This window comes from Streptomyces sp. NBC_01775, from assembly GCF_035917675.1.
Taxonomy (GTDB): Bacteria; Actinomycetota; Actinomycetes; order Streptomycetales; family Streptomycetaceae; genus Streptomyces.
Genome location: NZ_CP109104.1, coordinates 1,916,920 through 1,937,680, shown reverse-complemented (window position 1 = coordinate 1,937,680; position 20,761 = coordinate 1,916,920). Strand labels below are relative to the sequence as shown.

The following is a 20,761-nucleotide window of genomic DNA, read 5'->3' as shown; positions in this document are numbered from 1 at the left end:
GTGGGCGACGCATTCCGAGCGCTGATCGACCGAGTGCGGCCAGAGGCCGAGCCCGTCGAGTACGCGCGCCTGGTCACGCTGGCCAGGCAGCGCGGGCCGGAGGCGCGCGACCAGCTCGCTTCCGTGCTCGTGGAGACCGAACGGCCGCTGTGGGCCCGCGAGATCGCGGCCTTCGCGCTGGGCAGCGCGGGGGACAGCCGGGCCTTCGAGACGCTGGTGTTCATGCTGAACTACCGCGATCCCACCCGCTGCGCCAGCGCGGCACAGGCGTTGGAGAAGCTGCGCGACCCACGTACGGCCAAGGCGGCGGCGGCCCTGGCCACCAACGAACTGCGCACCGCCTACGCCCTGTATCCCGTGCGGCTGCTCACCGCGCTGCGGGCCCCCGAATCGGTGCCGACGCTGATCAACGTCCTCCAGCGGCTGCTCATCGGGCCGCTGCACTACTACCCGATCGCCGAGGCGTGCGTCCTGGGCCTCGGCGCGCTCGGCGACAAGCGCGCGGTGCCCGTGCTGGACGCGGCGGCTGAGCACCACAGACTCTCCCCCTCGGCGAAGGCGGCGCTGGCCCGCATCCCCGCTCAGACCTCGGCCGGCTCCAGGTCGGCGAGCGAGCGTACGTAGCGCACCTCGGGAACGGTGGCGCCGCCCACCTCGAGGGAGTCGGCGAGCCCGTCGTGCGCGAAGCCCGCCTTCTCGTAGAAGCGGCGGGTGCGCGCGTTGCCCTCCGGCACCCACAGCAGCATCCGGGGCCGGCCGCGCCGCGCGCGGCGCCGCCTGGCCGTGTTCTCGGCCGGGTGCATCGCGTCGGGATGAGCCTGCGGGATCAGCTCCGCGTAGGCGTGCTGCCAGCCGCGCACCCGTGCCTCGAAGACGGCCTCCGTATCGCCCTCAGCCATCGCCCGCACCCTCATGCGGCGATGGTGGCAGCGGGACAGGTGGGAGCGGCACCGGATCAACGCCCGCACCGGATTAACGCTCCGCACCGGATCCAACGCCCTCACCGCGGCACACCCTGAGCGGCGACGGCGCGGCAGCCGGCGTAACAAGCCGGCAGACCGGCGTCATACCCGACAGAGGGTGTCTGGTTGGTGCGCGAGGCTGCCCCCTATGACGAGGAGCGAATTGACGGATGTGAGCTGGGCGGGCTTCGTGAAGGCGGAGCCGGATTTCGCCGACCGGGTGCGGCGGCGGTTCGAGCGCTACACCCACCATGTGCTGGCCACCTTGCGCAAGGACGGCTCGCCCCGGCTGACGGGCCTGGAGGCCGACTTCAGAGAGGGAGAGCTGTGGCTGGGAATGATGCCCAGCTCGCTCAAGGCGCTGGACCTGCGACGCGACCCCCGCTTTTCCCTGTACGCCAACCCGGGCTCCGGTACGGAGATGGACGGGGGCGACGCGCGGGTGACCGGACGGGCCGTGGAGGTGCGGGACGAGGAGGAGACGGCGCGCTGGGCCGCCGGTGCGCCCGAAGGCCATGCGCCCGAGGTCTTCCACCTCTTCCGCGTCGAGCTGACGGAGGTGGTCGTGGTCTTCATCGAGGCGCCGGACATCGTCTTCCGGACGTGGAAGCCGGGCCGCCCCCTGCGCACCATCCGGCGCGGCAACGACGACGCGCCCCCGCGCGAGGACTGAGGCCGCCACCGCGACCGGGTCACGGCGTACGGATCGCGACACGCGGATCAGGGTGCGGGGATCACAGCACCCGGATCACGGTGCGGGGATCACGGCACCCGGATCACGGTGCGGGGATCACGGCGAACGCCTCGATCTCTATGAGCAGTTCGGGCCGCACCAGCCCGGCGACCTGGACGGCGCTGCACGCGGGGAGCCGTTCGGGGTCGAGGTAGGTGTCCCGGACCTCCCGCAGGGCGGGCATCACGGACAGGTCGGTCACGAAGAAGGTGAACTTCACGACATCGGTGAAGGCGGCTCCCGCCTCCTCCAGGCAGCGCTGGAGGTTGGCGAACACCTGGCGCGCCTGTGCGGCCGGGTCGCTTTCGCCGACGACCTGGCCTTCCGCGTCGACGGCCACCTGGCCCGAGATCGCGACGAACCTGCCCTCTCCCCACACGACATGGCTGAAGCCGTTGCCGGGAGCGAGGCCGTCGGGGGTGGCGATATGAGTGAGCGATGACATGCCGAAATGATCCCAGACCGGTCTGACAGCGCGGTCCCGAGCCGGTGGCTCACAGCAGGGTGAGCTGGGTGCAGCGCGCGTCCTCGGCCTCCTGCGCTGCCCGTTCCTCCAGCGCGGGACGCGCGGTCTGCGCCGGTGGCTCGATGCGTCGCGCCGCGCCGGGGGAGGAGGGGCCCACGCCGTATTCCGCCGCCAGTTCGTGCACCTGGCGCGTGATGCGCCGCTGATACCACTTGGGCGCGTACGGGCCGTTGGCGTAGAGCGCCTCGTAGTGCCGCACCAGGTGCGGGTGGTGCTCGGCCAGCCAGCGGGAGAACCACTCGCGCGCGCCGGGCCGCAGATGCAGGGCGAGCGGGGTGACGGAGGTGGCGCCCGCCGCCGCGATGGCGCGGACGGTCTCGCGCAGCTGTGCGGGTGAGTCGCTCAGGAAGGGGATCACGGGTGCCATCAGCACCCCGCACGGGATGCCGTGCTCGGTGAGCGTACGGACGACGTCCAGCCGCCGCTGGGGTGCGGGCGCGCCGGGCTCGACCGTGCGCCACAGTTCCTCGTCGGTGAAGCCGACCGAGACGGAGACCCCGATGTCGGTGACGGCGGCTGCCGAGCGCAGGAGGTCGAGGTCGCGCAGGATGAGCGTGCCCTTGGTGAGGATCGAGAACGGGTTGGCGCAGTCGCGCAGGGCCGTCAGGATGCCCGGCATCAACCGGTAGCGTCCTTCCGCCCGCTGATAACAATCGACATTGGTGCCCATGGCGATGTGCTGGCCGCACCAGCGCGGGCCGCTCAGCTCCTTGCGTAGCACCTCGGGCGCGTTGACCTTGACGACGATCTGGGAGTCGAAGCCCTCGCCGGTGTCCAGGTCGAGATAGCTGTGGCTGCGCCGGGCGAAGCAGTAGACGCACGCGTGCGAGCAGCCGCGGTAGGGGTTCACCGTCCATTCGAACGGCATCCGGGACGCTCCGGGCACCTTGTTCACCAGGGAGCGGGCCCTGACCTCGTGGAAGGTGATCCCGCGGAACTCGGGGGTGTCGAACGTCCGAGTGGTGACGGCGGAGGTCCCGAAGAGCGCCGGCGCCGCGGTCGGTCCCTTGTCGCTCAGCTCGTCCCAGCGCATGTGCGGCCTCCTCAGTGGTGGTGTCGCGTCCCTCTGGCGGCACTGTCGCTTGCTCGTCCAGAATAGAACACCTGTTCCCCACCTCTCTGTCAAGCCGGATTTTGGCGGCCGACGCGAGGGTGATTGGCTGGGCGCCATGTCCGTAGCGCCCTGCGGAGGCCCGTGGGGCGCCCAGCACAGGAGGAGTTATGGCGCAGGTCGAGGCGACCACGCAGCGGGAGATCGCCGCCGGTCCCGACGAGGTGTTCGACGCACTCGCCGACTACAGCGAGACCCGGGCCAAGCTGCTCCCCGGGCACTTCAGCGAGTACGAGGTCAAGGAGGGGGGCGACGGCGCGGGCACCGTCGTGCACTGGAAGCTCCAGGCGACCAGCAAGCGCATCCGCGACTGCCTGCTGGAGGTCACCGAGCCTTCCGACGGAGAGCTGGTCGAAAAGGACCAGAATTCCTCGATGGTCACCACCTGGCGGGTGACCCCCGGCAGCGGTGAGAAGACCGCCCGGGTCACCGTGACGACCGTATGGAACGGCGCGGGCGGCATCGGCGGCTTCTTCGAGAAGACCTTCGCCCCCAAGGGCCTCGCCCGTATCTACGACGACGTGCTCAGCCGCCTGGCCGCGCACGTCGAGCAGGGCGGCACGGCCGCGGAGTAGCGGCGCGCGGCGCCGTGCCGCTCACCGGAACGAGTGGTTTTCGCGGCGGGGCCGAGGTGCGCCGGTGGTACCCGCTCCGCGGCGAAAGCCCCTGCTCGGCCGCCCGACAGGAGCCTCGGGCAAAAGAGTTGAGGTCCTGAGTCCCACGGCGCGCGCTTGGACCTTGCTTGAACGCTCTTGTCGTGCAATGCGAGAAATACTCCCCCGGAGGAAGCGGCAAGGGGAGTGCGATGGGCGGGACCGGCGGGGCGATCCTCGACAGCAAGGACGATGAGAACCCCGCTCGGCGGGCGTACGGCGGCGAATCGCCGCCCGAAGTGCGGGGCCACGGCCCCACGTTGGCACCGGCCGCGGTCGAGGTCACCGTCGAGATCCCCGGCGGCCACGAGGCCCCCGCGGATCAGCCGCCGGCAGGGGCGGAGCATCCGGACGCGTTGCCGAGCGAGGTGCTGCCGGGCGGGGTCGAGTATCCGGACCCGATGCACTCCTGGAGCGGGCGTTCCGGTCCGGAGCCGACCGGGCCGGACACTCCCGGGCAGGATCCGGTCCCGCCCGGTCCCTCCGAGCGGCTGACGCCCGGTCATGTTCCGTCGGGATCGGTCGAACCCGTGCAGTCCTTGCCCGTCCGAGGCCCGGCGGGGACCGCCGTACAGCCGTCCGCGGCGGACGCACAGCCGGATGCCCGGCCAGAGGCCTACCGCACCGGATGGCAGCACACCGAAAGGCCCGCGGAGTCGGCGCGGCCCACGGACCCGGCGCAGCAGGGCGCGGCCCTCAGCCCGCGCCGCCTTCGGTTCGTCTTCGGCGCCCTGATGCTCTCGCTGCTGCTCGCCGCGCTCGAACAGACCATTGTCGCCACGGCGCTTCCGAAGATCGTCGGTGAACTCGACGGCCTGCGGCAGATGTCGTGGGCGGTCACCGCCTACCTGCTCGCCGCCACCATCGGACTGCCCGTCTACGGCAAGCTCGGCGACCTTTTCGGCCGCAAGGGGCTCTTCCTTTTCGCCATCGCGGTCTTCACCGCCGGGTCCGCGCTCGCCGGCTGGGCGGGCTCCATGGAAGAGCTCATCGTCTACCGCGCCATCCAGGGAACAGGCGCGGGCGGCCTCATGATCGGCGTTCAGGCGATCATCGCCGACGTCGTACCGCCCCGCGAGCGCGGGCGCTACATGGGCCTGATCGGTGCGGCTTTCGGCCTCGCGTCGGTGGCCGGACCCCTGTTGGGCGGCTGGTTCACCGACGCGCACTCCTGGCGCTGGTGCTTCTGGTTCAACGTCCCCGTCGGCCTCCTCGCCCTGGTGGTCACGGCGCTCGCCCTGAAGCTGCCCCGCATCCCTGCGCGTCCCCGGCTCGATGTGCTCGGCGCGCTGCTCCTGGCGGTCTTCTCCACCTGCCTCGTCCTGCTGACCAGCTGGGGCGGTACGACCTACGAGTGGGGCGACCGCGTCATCGTCGGCCTGGCCGCGGGCGTGGTGCTCAGCGGGCTGCTGTTCCTCGTCGCCGAGCGCTACGCGGCCGAACCCGTCCTGCCGCTGCGGCTGTTCCGCGACTCCATCTTCAACGTCACCGGCCTGGTGGGTGCCGCGATCGGCATCGCCCTGTTCGGCGCGGCCAGCTATCTGCCCAGCTTCCTCCAGATGGTCGAGGGCGCGAGTGCCACCACCTCGGGGCTGCTGATGCTGCCGCTGATGTGCGGTGTCGTCGTCTCCTCCACCCTCGCCGGGCAGCTCATCTCCCGCACCGGCCACTACAAGATCTTCCCCGTCCTGGGCTGCGCCCTCTCGGCCGAGGGCATGTGGCTGCTCTCCAAGCTGGACGAGGACACCTCCCGCCAGGTCTTCGGCGTCTGGTCCGCCATCCTCGGCCTGGGCATCGGCTTCGTGCTGCCGGTGCTGATCCTGGCAGTGCAGAACTCCGTGAGCGCCGCCGACCTCGGCGCGGCCACCAGCGCCAACAACTACTTCCGGCAGATCGGCGGCAGCGTCGGAGCCGCCCTGTTCGGCACGCTCCTGGCCGAACGCCTCGCGGACGCGCTCATCCGCGAACTGCCGCACACCCGGAACGGCGAGCTGCCCGACCCCGACTCCGTGACTCCGCAACTGGTGCGCGCGCTGCCCGCACCGCTGCGTGACGCCTACATCCACGCGTACGCGGACGCGATGCCGCGGATCTTTCTCTACCTCGTGCCGGTGCTCGTCCTCGGGCTCGGGCTGGCCCTCTTCCTCAAGGAGAAACCACTGGTGTCCCAGCACATGTCCGTCCCCCAGGCCCGCTCGGCCGACGACCCGCCGGTCCCGGGGGCCGAGGCCAACGGCGCGTCGCCACAGCTCCAGCCGGTGCCGTACGCGGCGGGAGTCCCGCTCTGCGGCGCGGTCCGGCACCACGACGGCAGCACCGTGCCCCGCGCCGCGCTCACCCTGGTCGACACCTCGGGGCGGCAGATCGGACGCGGTGCGACGGGTGATGACGGCCGCTACGCGCTGAGCACCCCGGGCGAGGGCGCCTATGTGCTGATCGCCGCCGCCGGCGGGCACCAGCCGCGCGCCGTCAGCGTCACCGTCGGGGAGCGGCCGGTCGACCTCGACGTGGTGCTGGGCGGCGCGGGACGGCTGGCGGGCAGCGTGCTCACCGCCGACGGCATCCCGGTCAAGGAAGCCGTGGTGACCCTCACCGACGTGCGCGGCGAGGTCGTGGCAAGCACGCGCAGCGGACGGGAGGGCAACTACGTCATCACCGAACTCGTCGCGGGGGAGTACACCCTGGCGGCGAGCGCCCCCGTCTACCGCCCCGCCGCGCTCCCCGTCTCCGTGCAGGCGTCGCGCGAGACGCGGCAGGACATCGAACTGGCGGGCGGCGCCGTGCTGCGCGGCACCGTGCGGGCCAGCGGCGGCAGGCCCGTCGAGGACGCCAGGGTGACCCTCCTGGACGCGGCGGGCAACGTCGTGGACACCGCGACCACGGGCGCAGACGGCGTCTTCCGCTTCGTCGACCTGGCATCCGGCGAGTACACGGTGGTAGCCGCCGGATACCCGCCCGTCGCCACCGTGCTGCACATCGCCGGCGGGGGCCGCACCGAGCGCGACCTCCAACTGGGCCACGAGGACTGACTCCGAGACTCCGGCGGGCGGGGGCTCACTCCCGGCTCTCCTCCTGCTCCGCCCCCGCTCCGGCGTACCACCCGTTCGTGCGTTGCCCCGCGCCTGGCCGGCCATCCGCCCTACCGTGGACGTGGCCGCGCCAGGAGCGGCCGGGGACCGGCCGCCGCCGGAAGGGAGGACTGGTTCCATGGAAAGTGAGCCGGACATCGCCCGGGGGCCAGGGGCGGGGGAGAGCCTCCTCGCCGTACAGGGCTGCGTGCCCACGGCCGCCGTGACCATCGACGCGCGCGGCACCGTCCTGCACTGGGGCGCCGGGGCACGCGGGCTGTTCGGCCACCGCCGCCAGGACGCCGTCGGGGCACCTGCCGGTGAAGTCCTGCCCGTGACAGGCGCGTTGAACGCCACCGCGCGCCGCGGCGACCACCACTGGCTCGACGGCGCGGGAGACCTCGCGGGCGCGGGACACGTCATGGCGGGCAGAGCCCGGATCGCGTCCGGCGCCGAGCGTTCCGACGCCGCCGAGCGCGCCGATGTGCTGTGGTGGGCCTATCCGCTGCCCGCTCCCTCCTCCGCCCGGCTGCTGGTGCTCGCGGCGGACGCCGCCAGGCTCCAGCGCCAACGCGGCCTGCGGGGCGCCAGATTCGCGCCCGGCTTCGGCCCGCACCGGTGGTTTCCCGAGACCGCGGAGCTGGCCCGGCGGCTGCCGGGAATGCTGGGCCGATCCGGACGCGAGGCGGGCGCGCGGCTCGTGAGGCGGGTCCTGGATCTGGGCTCTCCGGTACTGGAGGTCAGCCGTCCCGTTCCCTTCGACGACCCGGCGCTCGCGGCATTGAACGCCCAGGTCAGCGGGCGGTGTGGATAACCTGCTCACCCGCCCGGGTGGAAACAGCTGGTGTGGACCAGTGGAGTTATCCACAGGGGTGTCGTGGCGTTTGGCGACCGCGTAACGTTCCGGCCATGAAGATCCTCATCAGCGCCGACATGGAGGGCGCCACGGGAGTCACCTGGCCCGCAGACGTGCTGCCCGGCACGCCCCAGTGGGAGCGCTGCCGGTCGATGTTCACCTCGGACGTGGACGCGGCTGTCAGAGGCTTCTTCGCCGCGGGCGCCGATGAGGTGCTCATCAACGAAGCGCACTGGACCATGCGCAACCTCCTGCTGGAGAAGCTGGACGAGCGGGTGGAGATGCTCACCGGCAAGCACAAGTCGCTGTCGATGGTCGAGGGCGCCCAGCGCGCTGACGTGGACGGGATCGCCTACATCGGCTACCACACCGGAGCGGGCACCGAAGGCGTCCTCGCCCACACCTACCTCGCCAACACCCTGACCGGCGTATGGGCCGACGGCGTGCGCGCCAGCGAGGGCTACCTCAACACCCTGGTCGTCGCCGAGCTCGGCGTGCCGGTCATCCTCGTGACCGGGGACGACCGCACCATTGAGGACGCCAAGGGCTACGCCCCCGAGGCCGAGGGCGTAGCCGTCAAGGATTACGTGTCGCGGTATGCCGCCATCTGCCGTACGCCGACCCGCACGGCCGCCGACATCGAGGGCGCAGCGCAGCGCGCAGCGCCGCTGGCCGTGCGCCACACCCCGCAGAGTCCCGAACCGCACACGATCGAGATCGAGTTCGACGCCGAGCACCTGGTGGGCGCCGCCACGGTCGTCCCCGGTGTCGAGCCCGCGGGTGAGCGCCGGGTGGCCTTCACCTCCCCGAGCGCCTATGAGGCGATCCGCGCCTTCAAGGCCGTCACCACCGTCGTCTCCTCCGCCGTGGAGGAGCAATATGGCTGAGCTGGAGGAGAGCACCATGACGCCTGGAGTCCCGGACCATCTGGACGCCCGGGTCTTCGACGAGGTGGTGACGGCCACTTCGGAGCTGATCCGTATCGACACCACCAACAGGGGCGGCGGCGAGGGCTCCGAGCGGCAGGCCGCCGAGTACGTCGCCGCCGGGCTCGCCGAGGCCGGTATCGAGCCCACGCTGCTGGAGAAGAAGCCCGGACGCACCAACGTCGTCGCCAGGATCGAGGGCACGGACCCGACGGCCGGCGCCCTGCTGGTGCACGGCCATCTGGACGTGGTGCCGGCCGAGCCCGCCGACTGGAGCGTGCACCCCTTCTCCGGCGAGATCCGGGACGGAGTGGTGTGGGGGCGCGGCGCGATCGACATGAAGAACGCCGACGCCATGGTCCTCTCCCTGGTACGCGCCTGGGCCCGGGCGGGAGTGCGCCCGCCGCGCGACATCGTCCTCGCCTTCACGGCCGACGAGGAGGACAGCGCCGAGTTCGGCTCCGACCACCTCGTGAAGCAGCACGCCGAGCTGTTCGAGGGCTGTACCGAAGGAATCAGCGAGTCGGGCGCCTTCACCTTCCACGCCGGGGACGGGCTGCGGCTCTACCCCGTCTCGGCGGGGGAGCGGGGCACGGCCTGGCTCAAGCTGACCGCGCACGGCCGGGCGGGGCACGGCTCCAAGACCAACCGCGCCAATGCCGTCAGCAGGCTCGCCGCCGCGGTCCACCGCATCGGCGAGCACGAGTGGCCCGTCCGGCTGACCCACACCGCCCGCGCCGCGCTCACCCGCCTCGCCGAGCTGCACGGCCTCGACGGGCCCGGCCCCGGGGTGACGGACGCCGAGGTGGACGCGCTGCTCGCCAAGTTGGGACCTGCCGCGGCACTGATCGAGCCCACCGTGCGCAACAGCGCCAACCCGACCATGCTGGACGCGGGTTACAAGATCAATGTGATCCCCGGGACGGCGACGGCGCGGGTCGACGGCCGGATGCTGCCGGACGCCGAGGAAGAGTTCCACACCACGCTCGACCGGCTCACGGGCCCGGATGTCGAGTGGGAATTCCAGCACCGTGAGGTCCCCCTCCAGGCCCCCGTGGACTCCCCGCTGTTCGCCGCCATGTGCGAGGCGCTGGAGCACCACGACCCCGGAGCGCACGCCGTGCCGTACTGCTTGTCGGGCGGCACCGACGCCAAGCAGTTCTCCCGGCTCGGGATCGTGGGCTACGGCTTCACCCCGCTCAAGCTGCCCGAAGGCTTCGACTACCAGGCGCTGTTCCACGGAGTGGACGAGCGCGTGCCCGTCGAGGCGCTGCACTTCGGTGTCCGCGTGCTCGACCGCGTCCTCCTGGCCGAGGGCACTTCCGGGCCGTCCCGCCCGCGCCCCGCCGTCCACCACGACCTCCCCGCCCCGTCAGGAGGCTGACGCGATGACCATTCAGGCGCCCTACGGCACTTGGCCCTCGCCCATCGACGCCGGACTCGCCGCCGAACACGGCGGGCGGCCCGAATTCCTCGGCGCCGTCGGCGGCGAGCTGTGGTGGACCGAGCCGCGCCCCCAGGAGGGCGGGCGGCGCGCGCTGATGCGGCTCACGGGCGAAGGCCGGGGTCCCGCCGTCAGTGTGCTGCCCGCGCCGTGGAACGTCCGCAACCGCGTCATCGAGTACGGCGGCCTGCCCTGGGCGGGCGCGCCCCGCGCCGAGGGCGGGCCCCTGATCGTCTTCACCCACTTCGCCGACCAGCGGCTCTACGTCCTGGAGCCCGACGCGCCGGACGGGGCCGGGCCCAGGCCGCTGACTCCGCCGTCGCCGGACGACGAGGGCGGGCTGCGCTGGTGCGACCCGGTGGTGGTGCCCGAGCGTGGCGAAGTGTGGTGCGTGCTGGAGGAGTTCACCGGGGAGGGGCCCACCGAGCTGCGCCGCGTGCTGGCAGCCGTTCCGCTCGACGGCTCGGCGGCGACGCACCGTGGCCGGGTGCGGGAGCTGACCGCGGACGACGACCGGTTCGTGACCGGGCCGCGGCTATCGTCCGACGGACGCCGGGTCACCTGGCTCGCCTGGGACCACCCCGCCATGCCCTGGGACGGCACCCGCGTCATGGTGGCCGAGGTCGCTGAGGACGGCTCCCTGAACGGCGCGCGGGTGGTGGCCGGAGGCGACGAGGAGTCCGTCGCACAGGCCGAGTTCGCCCACGACGGCTCGCTGCTGATCGCCTCGGACGTAAGCGGCTGGTGGAACCTTCAGCGGATCGAGATCGAGACGCCGGAAGCCGCCGGGACGGGGCGCCCCGCGCCCCCGGTGCCGCTGTGTCCGCGCGAGGAGGAGTTCGCGGGCGCCATCTGGAAGATCGGCCAGCGCTGGTTCGCCCCCCTGCCCAACGGGCTGGTCGCGGCCCTGCACGGGCGTGGCGCACAACAGCTGGGAGTGCTCGACCCCGAGACCGGAGAGCTGGTGGACGCCGCCGGGCCCTGGACGGAGTGGGCAGCCGCGCTCGCCGTCACCGACACCCGCGTCACCGGCATAGCCGCCAGCCCCCGGACCTCCTACGAGATCGTGGAGCTGGACACCCGCACCGGCCACACCGTGGTCCTCGCCGCTCAGCATGAGGACCACGTCGACCCGGCCTACTACCCCGAACCGCAGATCCGCACCTTCACCGCGCCCGACGGGCGGGACATCCACGCCCACATCTACCCGCCCCACCACCCGGACCACTCGGCGCCGACGGGCGAGCTTCCGCCGTACGTCATCTGGGTGCACGGCGGCCCCACCAGCCGGGCGCCCCTGGTGCTCGACCTGGAGATCGCCTACTTCACCTCGCGCGGCATCGGCGTCGCGGAGGTCAACTACGGAGGCTCGACGGGATACGGCAGGGAGTACCGCAACAGGCTGCGCGAGCAGTGGGGCGTGGTCGATGTGGAGGACTGCGCCGCGGTGGCGCGCACACTCGCGGACGAGGGCACGGCCGACCCGGACCGGCTGGCCATCAGGGGCGGCAGCGCGGGCGGCTGGACCAGCGCCGCCTCGCTGACCTCACCCGCCGCCGAAGGGCTCTACGCCTGCGGCACGGTCACCTATCCCATCCTCGACCTGGAGGGATGGGCCACGGGTGAGACCCATGACTTCGAGTCGCAGTACCTGGAGTCGCTGGTCGGGCCGCTCGCCGAGTGCCCCGGCCGATACCGCGAACGCTCACCGCTGCACAGGGCACAACGGGTGGCGGCGCCGTTCCTGCTGCTCCAGGGGCTGGACGACGTGATCTGCCCGCCGGTGCAGTGCGAGCGCTTCCTGGAGCAGGTCAAGGGCAGAGGAGTGCCGCACGCCTACATCGCCTTCGCGGGCGAGGGGCACGGCTTCCGCATGGCCGAGACCATCGTGCGTGCCCTCCAGGCCGAGCTGTCGCTCTACACCCAGACCTTCGGCCTCGGCCGACAGGACGTGCCGCGTCTGGAGCTCGGCTCATGAGCGTCCCGCCGCTGCCCGAAGGCGAGCCCGAGATCTCGCTGGCCGATCCGCACACTCTGCTGGAGGGCTATCTCGACTACTACCGCCTCGCCCTGCTGCGGAAGGTGGCGGAGCTGCCGGAGACGGAGCTGCGCGCCAGTCGACTGCCCTCGGGCTGGACGCCGCTGGAGCTGGTCCGGCACCTGGCGCATGTCGAACAGCGCTGGCTGGTCTGGGGATTCGAGGCCGAGACCGTGCGGGAGCCCTGGGGCGACGAGGACGCCAGGGGCCGCTGGCACGTCCCGGAGAGCCTCAGCGCCGAGGAGGTCATCGAGGCGTTCAAGGCCCAGTGCGCACGCTCGCGGGAGATCACGGCTGCGGCGAAGCTGGATCAGCGGGCCGGGGTGAGCGGGCGCTTCCCCATCCAGGAGGAGACACCGACCCTGGCTTGGATCCTCTTCCATCTGCTCCAGGAATACGCCCGCCACGTGGGCCACCTGGACGTGGCCGTGGAGCTGGCGGGAGGCGCCGTTGGGGAGTGAGGGGGTGGGGGAGCTTCCTTCACAGTCCGGCGACGTCCGCGAGGATGCGGGCCTCCCGCATCATGCGGACGCTGCGGGTAAGGTCCTCGTCCTCCTCGACCGACCAGAGCACGTACTCGACGTGGCGGGCGACAGACCAGGCGCGGATGCGGGCGGGGTCCTCGTCCAGGGCCTCGGCCACGAGGGCCGTGCGGTGGCGCAGGACGCGGTGCGGGTCGGACTGGGCGAAGGGGTTGTCGACCTGTTCGAGCAGGGGCCAGAGGTCGAAGGCCGGGTCGCCGGTCATCGGCTTGGCGTCGATGGCGAGCCAGGGGGCGCGCCGGGCCGAGAGGAGGTTGCCGGGGTTGAAGTCACCGTGCACGAGAACCTCGCGCCGTGCTGAGCGGGGGAGATCCCGCAGCAGTTGGGAACCCAGCCGGAACAGACCCGGGTCCAGCTCGGCGGGCCAGTCGCGGTCCGCGCGCTCGTCGGCGAGGCCGGCCCACTCGTCCGTCACGGCGCTGACGCGGTCCACGCCGAGCGCTGCCGCCTGCTCCGTGTCGGCCGACCACAGCCGGCGCAGCACCTCGGCGGCCAGCAGGAGCCGTTCGTCTGCGGGGATGTTCTCGGCGCGGCCGAGTTCGGTGCCCGGCTCGCAGCGCTCCAGCAACAGGGCGTAGAGCCCCGCGTCGCGCTCGTAGACCCGCACGGCGCCGCGCCCGTCCCACAGCGTGAGCGCCTCACCTTCGGTACGGGCTTCCGGGTGCGGCCAGGTGAGCTTGAGCACGGCGGGAGTGCCGTCGGGCCGTTTGGCGGGGGCCACCCACGAGCAGCTTCCGCCGTGGAAGGGCGCACCGAGGCGCAGCTGCCAGCGCTCGCGCATCTTCTCGACCAGCGCGGGCAGGCCGGCGAGCCATTCGCGCCCGTCGGCGGTGCGGCGCATGTCGTTGAGCACGGGCAGCGTCGGCGGGAAGAGTTCGGTCACGGCGCGGTCCTGGGGGGAGGGGAGGCGGGGGAGGGGGAAGGGGGCCGGGGATAGTCGTCTCTCACCGTATGCGGCTCAACGCCCGTGTTCCGAGCGCTTTTCGTCTTGTTCGGCTGTGGTCGCTGTGGTCGCTGTGGTCGCCGTGCTCGCCGTGGCCCTCTGTTCGCCGTGACCGCCACGTTCGCCGTGCCCCCATACTCGCGGTGGACCGCCATGCTCGTCCTCGCTGCCTCGCTGCCTCGCTGCCTCGCTGCCTCGCTGCCTCGCTGCCTCGCTGCCCGTCACCCCGTGACGGAAGGGGCCTTCGTGGGCGGGGGCTTGGACGGATATTGGCGGGGCGGTGCGCCGTCACACCGGTCGGGTACTTTTTCCCCATGACGACCGCCGCATCCGGCACCATGGACCCCGATCCCACCCGCTGCCCCGCCGTCCACGTGGTGCGCGTGTCCGAGCACGCCTCCGGGGCGCGGGCGCCCGGTGCCCTGGAGCCGCTCTCCGCCGAGGAGCGCGAGCGCGCCGCGATGTTCGTGCACGAGCCGGACCGCGACCGCTATCTCGTCGCGCACCTCGCGCTGCGCAGGGAGCTGGGCGTGCTGCTGGGTGTGGCGCCCGGCGAGGTCCGCATTGCCCGCGCCGACTGCCCCGTGTGCGGGGGCCCGCACGGGCGGCCCCGGGTGCCGGGCGATCCGCTGCACTTCTCGCTCTCCCACGCCGGTGACCTCGTGCTGCTCGCCTTCGCCGCCGTGCCGGTCGGCGTGGACGTCGAGGAGTACCCTGCGGTGCGCACCGCCGCCGAGACGCTCGGCGCGCTCCATCCGCGTGAGCAGTCCGAGCTGGGGGAGGTGGGGGAGGCCGCGCTGCCCGCCGCGTTCGCCCGCTGCTGGACCCGCAAGGAGGCGTATCTCAAGGGGACGGGATCGGGGCTCGGTGAGGACCCCTCGGTCACCTACGTCAGCGCGCTCGACAAGCCCGCCGCGCTGCCCGGCTGGCGCCTGACGGATCTGCCGGTGCCGGCCGGGTACGCGGCGGCCAGCGCGCTGCGGCTCACCCGTTCGGATGACGCACGCACACGGTAGGACCGGCCCGCCGGGCGGGCGGCGGACCGGCTGCCCAAGGTGAAGCCATGACTCCGAAGAATGCCGGCGGCTCGCGCGACGGCGGCCTGGTCACTCCCGGCAGGCTCGTCATCGCGGTGCTTTCCGTCCTCGCTCTGATCTTCATCTTTGAGAACACCGGGCACGCCAAGATCCGGCTGCTGATCCCGGAGATCTCCATGCCGCTGTGGGCGGCGCTGCTGGCCACGGCCGTCATCGGCTGGCTGTGCGGCAGGTTCTGCGTACGGCGCTGAAGCGGTGCACGGGCCCGTACGTCGCCGGGGCGGCAGACGGGCGGCTCTCCCTCGTCGCTGGGAGCCCCGGCCCGGGCCCCGTGTTCCCGTCTCCCGGAGGACTTGCCCCGTGGGGCCGGCCTGGTGCTGCCCGGCAGAATGTGCGAATGAGTAGACGACTCGTTCTGATCGAAGCCCCCTCCAACCTCGGTCTGCGCCCGCCCGTGGAGGGAGCGGTGCCCGGATGCTGCAAGCTTCCCGGCGCGCTGCGCGATCAGGGGCTGCACCGCAGGCTCGGCGCCGTGGACGGTGGAGTGGTCGTCGCGCCGCGCTACGACAGGGGAGGGTGGCAGCCCGGTGACGGGGTCTTCCATGCCGAGCGACTCGCCGGATACTCCCGCCGCCTCGCCGACCGGCTCGAACAGCACGTGCGCGGCGGCGACTTCCCGGTCGTCCTGGGCGGTGACTGCTCCATCGCCCTCGGCTCGGCCCTCGCCCTGCGCCGCGTCGGGCGCTACGGGTTCGCGTACTTCGACGGTCACGACGACTTCCGCCACCCCGGCAACTCCGAGAGGATCGGCGCGGCGGGCGGCGAGGACGCGGCGCTGATCACCGGTCGTGGCCAGCGGGACCTCACCGACCTGGAGGGCTTGCGTCCTTACGTGCGCGACGAGGACCTCGTCCTGCTCGGGCTGCGGGACGCGGAGAACGAGCCGGAGAACGTTTTCGGGGAACTGACCGCGCTCGGTATCGCGCACGCCGCCGTAAGCACCGTCCGCGAGCGGGGCCCCGAGGCCGTCGCCCGCGAGGCGCTGGACCGCCTGGAGGGCGAGGGGCTCGACGGCTTCTGGGTGCACATGGACGCCGACGTGCTCGACCCGACCGTGCTGCCCGCCGTGGACAGCGACGAGCCCGGGGGCCTCTTCCCCGGCGAACTGCGCGCCCTGCTGGGTCCTTTGACGGCCTCCCCGCGCTGCGCCGGATTCCAGCTCACCATCTACGACCCCGACCGGGACGACGATGAAGCATCCGGTGCCGCGCTGCTGGCGGACCTGCTCACCGAACTCCTGGGCGGCCCGGACGCGTAAGGCGGGAGCACCTCCCGCGCACCCGCGCACCCGCGTGCTCCACGCCCCAACGTACTCCGCGCACCCGCGACCCGCGCATTCCGTGCATTCCGCGCCAACGCCGCCCCCGGCCAACGCCCCCGCACCGCACGGCATCGCGATGCCACAGAGGATCTGGCGCGCCGGGACGTGACCGTGTTGCATGGTCATCGGGGGTCCCGGTAAGGCGGCGGCGCCCGTGGAGACGCATGAAGGAGCGAGGTTGCCGTGGCCACGACCGTACGACGCAGCACTCTGACCCTGCCCGCCGCACCCCTTGGCCCCGAGAACCCCCTGCCCGCGCTGCTTCCGCTGGACGAGGCGCACACGCTGGAGGAGTCCGAACGCGCCGCGCTGCCCGTCGAGATGGCCCGTCAGGTGGGCTACGGCCCGCTGCGCTCCGTTCTGCCCACCCGGATTCTCGACGGATACGGTAGACGGCGCTCCCCCACGTCGCTGGACACCCTCGTCATCGAGAACGACCGGCTGCGCGCCACCGTCCTGCCGGGCCTCGGCGGGCGGGTCAGCTCCCTGTTCCACAAACCGTCCAACAGGGAGCTGCTCTACACCAACCCCGTCCTCCAGCCCGCCGACTTCGCCCTCAACGGCGCCTGGTTCTCGGGCGGCATCGAGTGGAACATCGGCGCCACGGGGCACACCACGCTCTCTTGCGCGCCCCTGCACGCCGCGCGCGTGCCCGCGCCGGGCGGGGACGGCGCGATGGTGCGGCTGTGGGAGTGGGAACGGCTGCGGGACGTGCCGTTCCAGGTGGACCTGTGGCTGCCCGAGGAGTCCGACTTCCTCTATGTCGGCGCGCGAATCCGCAACCCGCACGACCGCACGGTGCCCGTCTACTGGTGGTCCAACATCGCCGTGCCCGAGGATGAGCGCACCCGGGTGCTGGCGCCCGCCGAGGAGACCTGGTATTTCGCGTACGAGCGCAAGCTGCGCCGGATTCCGGTGCCGGAGTGGAACGGCGCCGATCTGACGTACCCCCTGCGCGGCGATTTCCCCGCCGACTACTTCTACGAGGTGCCCGACGGGGCGCGGAAGTGGATCGCCTCCCTGGACGAGGGCGGCCGGGGGCTCGTACAGACCTCGACCGATGTGCTGCGCGGACGCAAGCTGTTCGTCTGGGGCGCAGGCCCCGGCGGCAGGCGCTGGCAGCAGTGGCTGACCGAGCCGGGCACGCCGGGCTACGTGGAGGTCCAGGCGGGCCTGGCCCGTACCCAGCTCGAACACGTCCCGCTGGAAGGCGGCGGGGAGTTCGCCTGGCTGGAGGCCTACGGTCCGCTGGCCGCCGACCCGGGTGCCGTGCACGGCGACGACTGGGCCGCCGCACGCGCGCACACCGAGAAGCGGCTGGAGGCGGCGCTGCCCCGCGCCGATGTGGAGGCCGCCTACGCCGCGTGGCGCCCGTGCGCCGACTCCGATCCCGATCCGCAGGAGCCGCCGTTGGCCGTGGGTTCGGGCTGGGGCGCTCTGGAGGGCGTACGCGGCGGGTTCACTCTTCCGGGTACGCCCTTTGGCCAGGAGACGCTCGACGCGGACCAGAGGCCGTGGGCCGAGCTGCTGCACACCGGTTCGCTGCCCTGCGGGCCCGGGAGCGAGCCGCCGGGACCCACGCTGGTCTCGCCCGAGTGGCGGGAGCTGCTGGAGTCCGCCGACACGGCCGGCGGGGCGCCCCGGCACGAGCTGGACTACCACTTGGGCGTCGCCCAGTGGCACGCGGGCGACCGCTCCCAGGCCGTGCGCAGCTGGGAGCGGTCGGTCGGTAGTGCGGCCCGCTGGCCCGCGCTGCGCTGTCTGGCCGTGGCCGACCGGCAGAGCGGCAACGACGCACGCGCCGCCGAGCGCTACCTCGCCGCCGTACGGGACGCCCGCGAACGGCTCGGCGCGGGGAACGGCGCAAGCGGCACCCGGGAGAGCGAATCGGGTGACGGCGCGGGGCCGGAGCCCGGCACCTCCGCAGCCGCGGCCCTGACGGCGCTCGCGCGGGAGGCGGTCGAGTCGCTGCTGCGGGCCGGGCGCGCCGACGACGCCGAGGCGGTCCTCGACGGCCTGCACCCCGCCGACCGGCTGCGGGGCCGCTTCCAACTGCTGCGCGCGCAGGTCCTGTTGGCGCAGGGCGACATCAAGGCGGCCCGTGCGGTCTTCGAGCGGGATTTCGAGGTCGAGGATCTCCGCGAGGGCGAGGAGGCCCTCAGTGAGACCTGGGCCGCGCTCACGGACGAGCCCCTGCCCGCCCGCTACGACTTCCGCATGCGTCCGGCCCAGCCCTGAGCCGGACGCCCGGCCCTGAGCCGGACGCCCGGCCCCGAACCGGGCGCGGTGACCAGATCTGACCTGAGCCGGGCGCGGCGATCTGACCTGAGCCGGGCGCGGCCGGATTTCGTCCGGCACGCCCGGGATCGGTCCGCCGCGACAGGGGCTCGCCCGTCACTCGGCGGGCGGGCCCTGCCTGTCGACGTACTCGAAGACGCTGCCGTCCGGATGGCGGGCGATCAGGTTGCGGCCGATGGGCGTGGGCTTGGGGCCCGCGATGATCTCGGCTCCGACGGTGTGCAGGTCCGCCAGCGCCTCGTCGACGTCCTTCACGGCGAGCGTCGCGACGATCTTGCGAAGGACCTCCAAGTGCCCTTCGGGGCCGCTCATCAGGAAGAAGGGGCCGACGGCCGCGACGGAGACCGGGCCGTTCTCGAAGCGCACCGCCTCCGCGCTCGCCAGCCGCTCATACACCGGTACGGCAGCATCCAGATTGTCGACACAGACGCGCAGCGAAGTCCCCAGAATATCCATGCCCCCAGCCTAATTGCGTCTCCGCCGGAGGGCCGAACTGTCCCGTGGGCAACGGCGATCGCTCAAGAAGAGCGGGCGACCACACCCGAGCAAGCACCCGCGCCCCCAACGCCCACGCGCTCTCCCGCCTCACACACGCCCCGCCTCACACACGCCCCGCCTCACACATGCCCCGCCTCACTCACGCCCCGGCTCAGCCACGCCCCGGATCAGGCACGCTCCTGCCTCACGCACGCTCCCATCAGACCCGGCAGAGGATCTCGCCGTGCACCACCGTGAACCAGGCATCCTCCTGCTCGCCCCAGGTGCGCCACGCGGCGGAGATCCGTTCCAGGTCCTCGCGGTCCGCCAGTCCGGCGTCGACTGCGATCCCGGCGTAGCTGGAGGCCACCGTGCGCTCGGCCCACAGGCCGCTCCACCAGGCCCGCTCCTCGGGGGAGGAGAACGTCCAGGTGCTGGTGCTGAGCGTGACGTTCGCGAAGCCCGCCTCGCGTGCCCAGGCGTGCAGTCTGCGTCCGGCATCCGGGACGCCGCCGTTGCTGACGGCCACCCTCCGGTAGAGGTCCAGCCACTCGTCCAGTACGGGCACCTCCGGATACCAGAACATTCCGCCGTAGTCGGCGTCCCGTACGGCGACCAGCCCGCCCGGTGCGCACACGCGGCGCATCTCGCGCAGCGCGGCCACCGGATCGCCCACATGCTGGAGTGTCTGGTGGGCGTGTACGACGTCGAACGCCGCGTCCGGGAAGGCGAGCGCGTGCACGTCGCCGGTGGTGAACTCCACGTTCGACAGCCCGCGTTCCGCCGCCGTCGCCCTGGCCGTCTCCAGCACGCCTTCGGCGGCGTCCAGACCCGTGACCGAGCCCTGGGCGACCAGCGCGGCGAGGTCGGCGGTGATGGTGCCGGGGCCGCAGCCTATGTCGAGCACCCGCGCGTCGGGCCGCAGCTCGGGGACCAGGTAGGCGGCCGAGTTGGCCGCCGTACGCGCGCGATGGGAGCGCAGGACGGAGTCGTGATGGCCGTGGGTGTACACGGCGGTCTCGTGTGCCATGCGGGCACTTTGCCGCGTGTCTCGCAATGCGAGCAATATCATTCCACTATCTGGACGTGGGCATCTGCTGCCGCGCTCCCGTCCTTCATCCGGACGCGCGTCACATCCAGCCGGCCGCGCCCTCCTGCCGCCAGCTGTCGGGGGCCGCCCGGCTGATCTGGGCGAGGGCGGAGTGCGGGTCGTTCTCCTTGGCGAGGTCGCCGATGCTGACCACCCCGGTCAGCTTCCCGTGGTCCAGCACGGGAAGCCGTCGTACCGCGTGTTCCCGCATGAGGTGGACGGCCGCCCCGACTTCCGTGTCGGGATCCACCGTCACCGGGTCGGGGGTGCAGACCGACCGACAGCTGACGCTCAGCGGGTCCACGCCGTCCGCGACGGCGCGCAGCGCGATGTCCCTGTCGGTGAGCACCCCCACCAGCCGGCCCTCCTTGGCCACCAGCACGTCGCCGATGTCCTGGGCGCGCATCAGCTGCGCGGCCTCCACCAGTGACGCGTCGGGACGCACCGTCGTGGCCGCCGGCGTCATGACTTCCCTCACGAACTGTGCCATCGTCTCGTCCCTCTGCCGCTCTTCCTGAGTGCCGCTCTTCACGTGTGCCGCTCTTCACGTGTGCCGCTCTTGTGGTGAGAGGCACGTGGTACCCGCCGAACCGCTTCCGACACGGGCTCATGGCAACGGAGTTGACCGTTTCGTGATGCGGCGGGTTTGGCCCCGGAGAGGTCGGGCACCCGGAAT

General features: G+C 72.5%; 20 protein-coding genes. 13 read left to right on the top strand and 7 right to left on the bottom strand.

The genetic code is table 11. The features are described from left to right. Positions 1 to 624 (top strand): HEAT repeat domain-containing protein, encoded by a 624-nt coding sequence (locus tag OHB04_RS08735; protein ID WP_326687088.1) that lies wholly within the window; start codon positions 1 to 3, stop codon positions 622 to 624. On the opposite strand, the gene OHB04_RS08730 is transcribed toward OHB04_RS08735, so the two are convergent. Then, positions 582 to 899 carry a hypothetical protein gene (locus OHB04_RS08730; protein ID WP_326687087.1) on the bottom strand — a complete coding sequence of 106 codons (318 nt, stop codon included), beginning with the start codon at positions 897 to 899 and terminating at the stop codon, positions 582 to 584. The two genes, OHB04_RS08735 and OHB04_RS08730, sit on opposite strands and share 43 nt — an antisense overlap. 211 nt (positions 900 to 1,110) lie before the next feature. On the opposite strand from OHB04_RS08730, the gene OHB04_RS08725 reads away from it, so the two are divergent. Beyond that, the gene (locus OHB04_RS08725; protein WP_326807221.1) at positions 1,111 to 1,635 is read left to right on the top strand and encodes a pyridoxamine 5'-phosphate oxidase family protein; all 525 of its coding nucleotides are present in this window, start codon (positions 1,111 to 1,113) and stop codon (positions 1,633 to 1,635) included. 103 nt (positions 1,636 to 1,738) lie between these two features. Here the strand turns inward: OHB04_RS08725 and OHB04_RS08720 are convergent, their stop codons facing one another. Further along, entirely contained in the window at positions 1,739 to 2,140 is a 402-nt protein-coding gene (locus OHB04_RS08720; protein ID WP_326687085.1) for a RidA family protein, read from the bottom strand. A 49-nt stretch (positions 2,141 to 2,189) separates the two neighbouring features. Further along, the gene (locus OHB04_RS08715; protein WP_326687084.1) at positions 2,190 to 3,254 is read right to left on the bottom strand and encodes an Rv2578c family radical SAM protein; all 1,065 of its coding nucleotides are present in this window, start codon (positions 3,252 to 3,254) and stop codon (positions 2,190 to 2,192) included. Positions 3,255 to 3,442: 188 nt separating this feature from the next. On the opposite strand from OHB04_RS08715, the gene OHB04_RS08710 reads away from it, so the two are divergent. From OHB04_RS08710 to OHB04_RS08680, 7 genes are all read left to right on the top strand, one after another. Beyond that, a complete protein-coding gene (locus tag OHB04_RS08710) occupies positions 3,443 to 3,907 on the top strand; it encodes an SRPBCC family protein (RefSeq protein WP_326687083.1) in 465 nt (154 codons plus the stop codon). Between the two features lie 230 nt (positions 3,908 to 4,137). Then, on the top strand, positions 4,138 to 7,014 hold the full coding sequence (locus OHB04_RS08705; protein ID WP_326807220.1) for a DHA2 family efflux MFS transporter permease subunit: 2,877 nt from the start codon (positions 4,138 to 4,140) through the stop codon (positions 7,012 to 7,014). Positions 7,015 to 7,192: 178 nt separating this feature from the next. Next, on the top strand, positions 7,193 to 7,867 hold the full coding sequence (locus OHB04_RS08700) for a hypothetical protein (protein WP_326807219.1): 675 nt from the start codon (positions 7,193 to 7,195) through the stop codon (positions 7,865 to 7,867). 95 nt (positions 7,868 to 7,962) lie between these two features. Beyond that, positions 7,963 to 8,796: a M55 family metallopeptidase gene (locus tag OHB04_RS08695; RefSeq protein WP_326807218.1), complete on the top strand. Its 834-nt coding sequence runs from the start codon at positions 7,963 to 7,965 to the stop codon at positions 8,794 to 8,796. Further along, a complete protein-coding gene (locus tag OHB04_RS08690; protein WP_442814798.1) occupies positions 8,789 to 10,219 on the top strand; it encodes a M20/M25/M40 family metallo-hydrolase in 1,431 nt (476 codons plus the stop codon). The genes OHB04_RS08695 and OHB04_RS08690 overlap by 8 nt, the downstream gene beginning before the upstream one ends. Positions 10,220 to 10,223: 4 nt before the next feature. Then, entirely contained in the window at positions 10,224 to 12,257 is a 2,034-nt protein-coding gene (locus OHB04_RS08685) for a S9 family peptidase (protein ID WP_326807217.1), read from the top strand. Continuing rightward, positions 12,254 to 12,778: a DinB family protein gene (locus OHB04_RS08680; protein WP_326687078.1), complete on the top strand. Its 525-nt coding sequence runs from the start codon at positions 12,254 to 12,256 to the stop codon at positions 12,776 to 12,778. The genes OHB04_RS08685 and OHB04_RS08680 overlap by 4 nt, the downstream gene beginning before the upstream one ends. Positions 12,779 to 12,797: 19 nt before the next feature. Here OHB04_RS08680 and OHB04_RS08675 read toward each other — a convergent pair whose 3' ends face one another. Continuing rightward, positions 12,798 to 13,742: an aminoglycoside phosphotransferase family protein gene (locus tag OHB04_RS08675; protein ID WP_326687077.1), complete on the bottom strand. Its 945-nt coding sequence runs from the start codon at positions 13,740 to 13,742 to the stop codon at positions 12,798 to 12,800. A gap of 374 nt (positions 13,743 to 14,116) precedes the next feature. Between OHB04_RS08675 and OHB04_RS08670 the strand changes: the two genes are divergently transcribed. The 4 genes from OHB04_RS08670 (at position 14,117) to OHB04_RS08655 (ending at position 18,458) form a co-directional block, all read left to right on the top strand. Then, positions 14,117 to 14,818 (top strand): 4'-phosphopantetheinyl transferase family protein, encoded by a 702-nt coding sequence (locus tag OHB04_RS08670; RefSeq protein WP_326687076.1) that lies wholly within the window; start codon positions 14,117 to 14,119, stop codon positions 14,816 to 14,818. 47 nt (positions 14,819 to 14,865) lie between these two features. Then, complete coding sequence (locus OHB04_RS08665; protein WP_326687075.1) at positions 14,866 to 15,090, top strand: hypothetical protein; 225 nt, start codon at positions 14,866 to 14,868, stop codon at positions 15,088 to 15,090. Positions 15,091 to 15,236: 146 nt separating this feature from the next. Continuing rightward, positions 15,237 to 16,157, top strand: a complete 921-nt coding sequence (locus OHB04_RS08660) for an arginase family protein (protein WP_326687074.1) — start codon at positions 15,237 to 15,239, stop codon at positions 16,155 to 16,157. A 246-nt stretch (positions 16,158 to 16,403) separates the two neighbouring features. Beyond that, complete coding sequence (locus OHB04_RS08655; protein WP_326687073.1) at positions 16,404 to 18,458, top strand: DUF5107 domain-containing protein; 2,055 nt, start codon at positions 16,404 to 16,406, stop codon at positions 18,456 to 18,458. Between the two features lie 156 nt (positions 18,459 to 18,614). On the opposite strand, the gene OHB04_RS08650 is transcribed toward OHB04_RS08655, so the two are convergent. The 3 genes from OHB04_RS08650 to OHB04_RS08640 all read right to left on the bottom strand — a co-directional run bounded on the left by OHB04_RS08650 (position 18,615) and on the right by OHB04_RS08640 (position 20,575). Next, positions 18,615 to 18,974, bottom strand: coding sequence for a VOC family protein (locus OHB04_RS08650; protein ID WP_326687072.1), 360 nt, complete (start codon positions 18,972 to 18,974; stop codon positions 18,615 to 18,617). Between the two features lie 241 nt (positions 18,975 to 19,215). Further along, positions 19,216 to 20,025 carry a class I SAM-dependent methyltransferase gene (locus OHB04_RS08645; protein WP_326807216.1) on the bottom strand — a complete coding sequence of 270 codons (810 nt, stop codon included), beginning with the start codon at positions 20,023 to 20,025 and terminating at the stop codon, positions 19,216 to 19,218. A gap of 100 nt (positions 20,026 to 20,125) precedes the next feature. Beyond that, on the bottom strand, positions 20,126 to 20,575 hold the full coding sequence (locus tag OHB04_RS08640) for a CBS domain-containing protein (RefSeq protein WP_326687070.1): 450 nt from the start codon (positions 20,573 to 20,575) through the stop codon (positions 20,126 to 20,128). Between the last annotated feature and the right edge of the window lie 186 nt (positions 20,576 to 20,761).

What these genes read in the sequence shown, in the direction of transcription:
- OHB04_RS08680 (WP_326687078.1), top strand. Translation starts at nt 12,254, where the DNA reads ATGAGCGTCCCGCCGCTGCCCGAAGGCGAGCCCGAGATCTCGCTGGCC.
- OHB04_RS08715 (WP_326687084.1), bottom strand. Translation starts at nt 3,254, where the DNA reads ATGCGCTGGGACGAGCTGAGCGACAAGGGACCGACCGCGGCGCCGGCG.
- OHB04_RS08670 (WP_326687076.1), top strand. Translation starts at nt 14,117, where the DNA reads ATGACGACCGCCGCATCCGGCACCATGGACCCCGATCCCACCCGCTGC.
- OHB04_RS08645 (WP_326807216.1), bottom strand. Translation starts at nt 20,025, where the DNA reads ATGGCACACGAGACCGCCGTGTACACCCACGGCCATCACGACTCCGTC.
- OHB04_RS08700 (WP_326807219.1), top strand. Translation starts at nt 7,193, where the DNA reads ATGGAAAGTGAGCCGGACATCGCCCGGGGGCCAGGGGCGGGGGAGAGC.
- OHB04_RS08730 (WP_326687087.1), bottom strand. Translation starts at nt 899, where the DNA reads ATGGCTGAGGGCGATACGGAGGCCGTCTTCGAGGCACGGGTGCGCGGC.
- OHB04_RS08640 (WP_326687070.1), bottom strand. Translation starts at nt 20,575, where the DNA reads ATGGCACAGTTCGTGAGGGAAGTCATGACGCCGGCGGCCACGACGGTG.
- OHB04_RS08720 (WP_326687085.1), bottom strand. Translation starts at nt 2,140, where the DNA reads ATGTCATCGCTCACTCATATCGCCACCCCCGACGGCCTCGCTCCCGGC.
- OHB04_RS08685 (WP_326807217.1), top strand. Translation starts at nt 10,224, where the DNA reads ATGACCATTCAGGCGCCCTACGGCACTTGGCCCTCGCCCATCGACGCC.
- OHB04_RS08695 (WP_326807218.1), top strand. Translation starts at nt 7,963, where the DNA reads ATGAAGATCCTCATCAGCGCCGACATGGAGGGCGCCACGGGAGTCACC.
- OHB04_RS08650 (WP_326687072.1), bottom strand. Translation starts at nt 18,974, where the DNA reads ATGGATATTCTGGGGACTTCGCTGCGCGTCTGTGTCGACAATCTGGAT.
- OHB04_RS08665 (WP_326687075.1), top strand. Translation starts at nt 14,866, where the DNA reads ATGACTCCGAAGAATGCCGGCGGCTCGCGCGACGGCGGCCTGGTCACT.
- OHB04_RS08710 (WP_326687083.1), top strand. Translation starts at nt 3,443, where the DNA reads ATGGCGCAGGTCGAGGCGACCACGCAGCGGGAGATCGCCGCCGGTCCC.
- OHB04_RS08660 (WP_326687074.1), top strand. Translation starts at nt 15,237, where the DNA reads ATGAGTAGACGACTCGTTCTGATCGAAGCCCCCTCCAACCTCGGTCTG.
- OHB04_RS08725 (WP_326807221.1), top strand. Translation starts at nt 1,111, where the DNA reads ATGACGAGGAGCGAATTGACGGATGTGAGCTGGGCGGGCTTCGTGAAG.
- OHB04_RS08705 (WP_326807220.1), top strand. Translation starts at nt 4,138, where the DNA reads ATGGGCGGGACCGGCGGGGCGATCCTCGACAGCAAGGACGATGAGAAC.
- OHB04_RS08690 (WP_442814798.1), top strand. Translation starts at nt 8,789, where the DNA reads ATGGCTGAGCTGGAGGAGAGCACCATGACGCCTGGAGTCCCGGACCAT.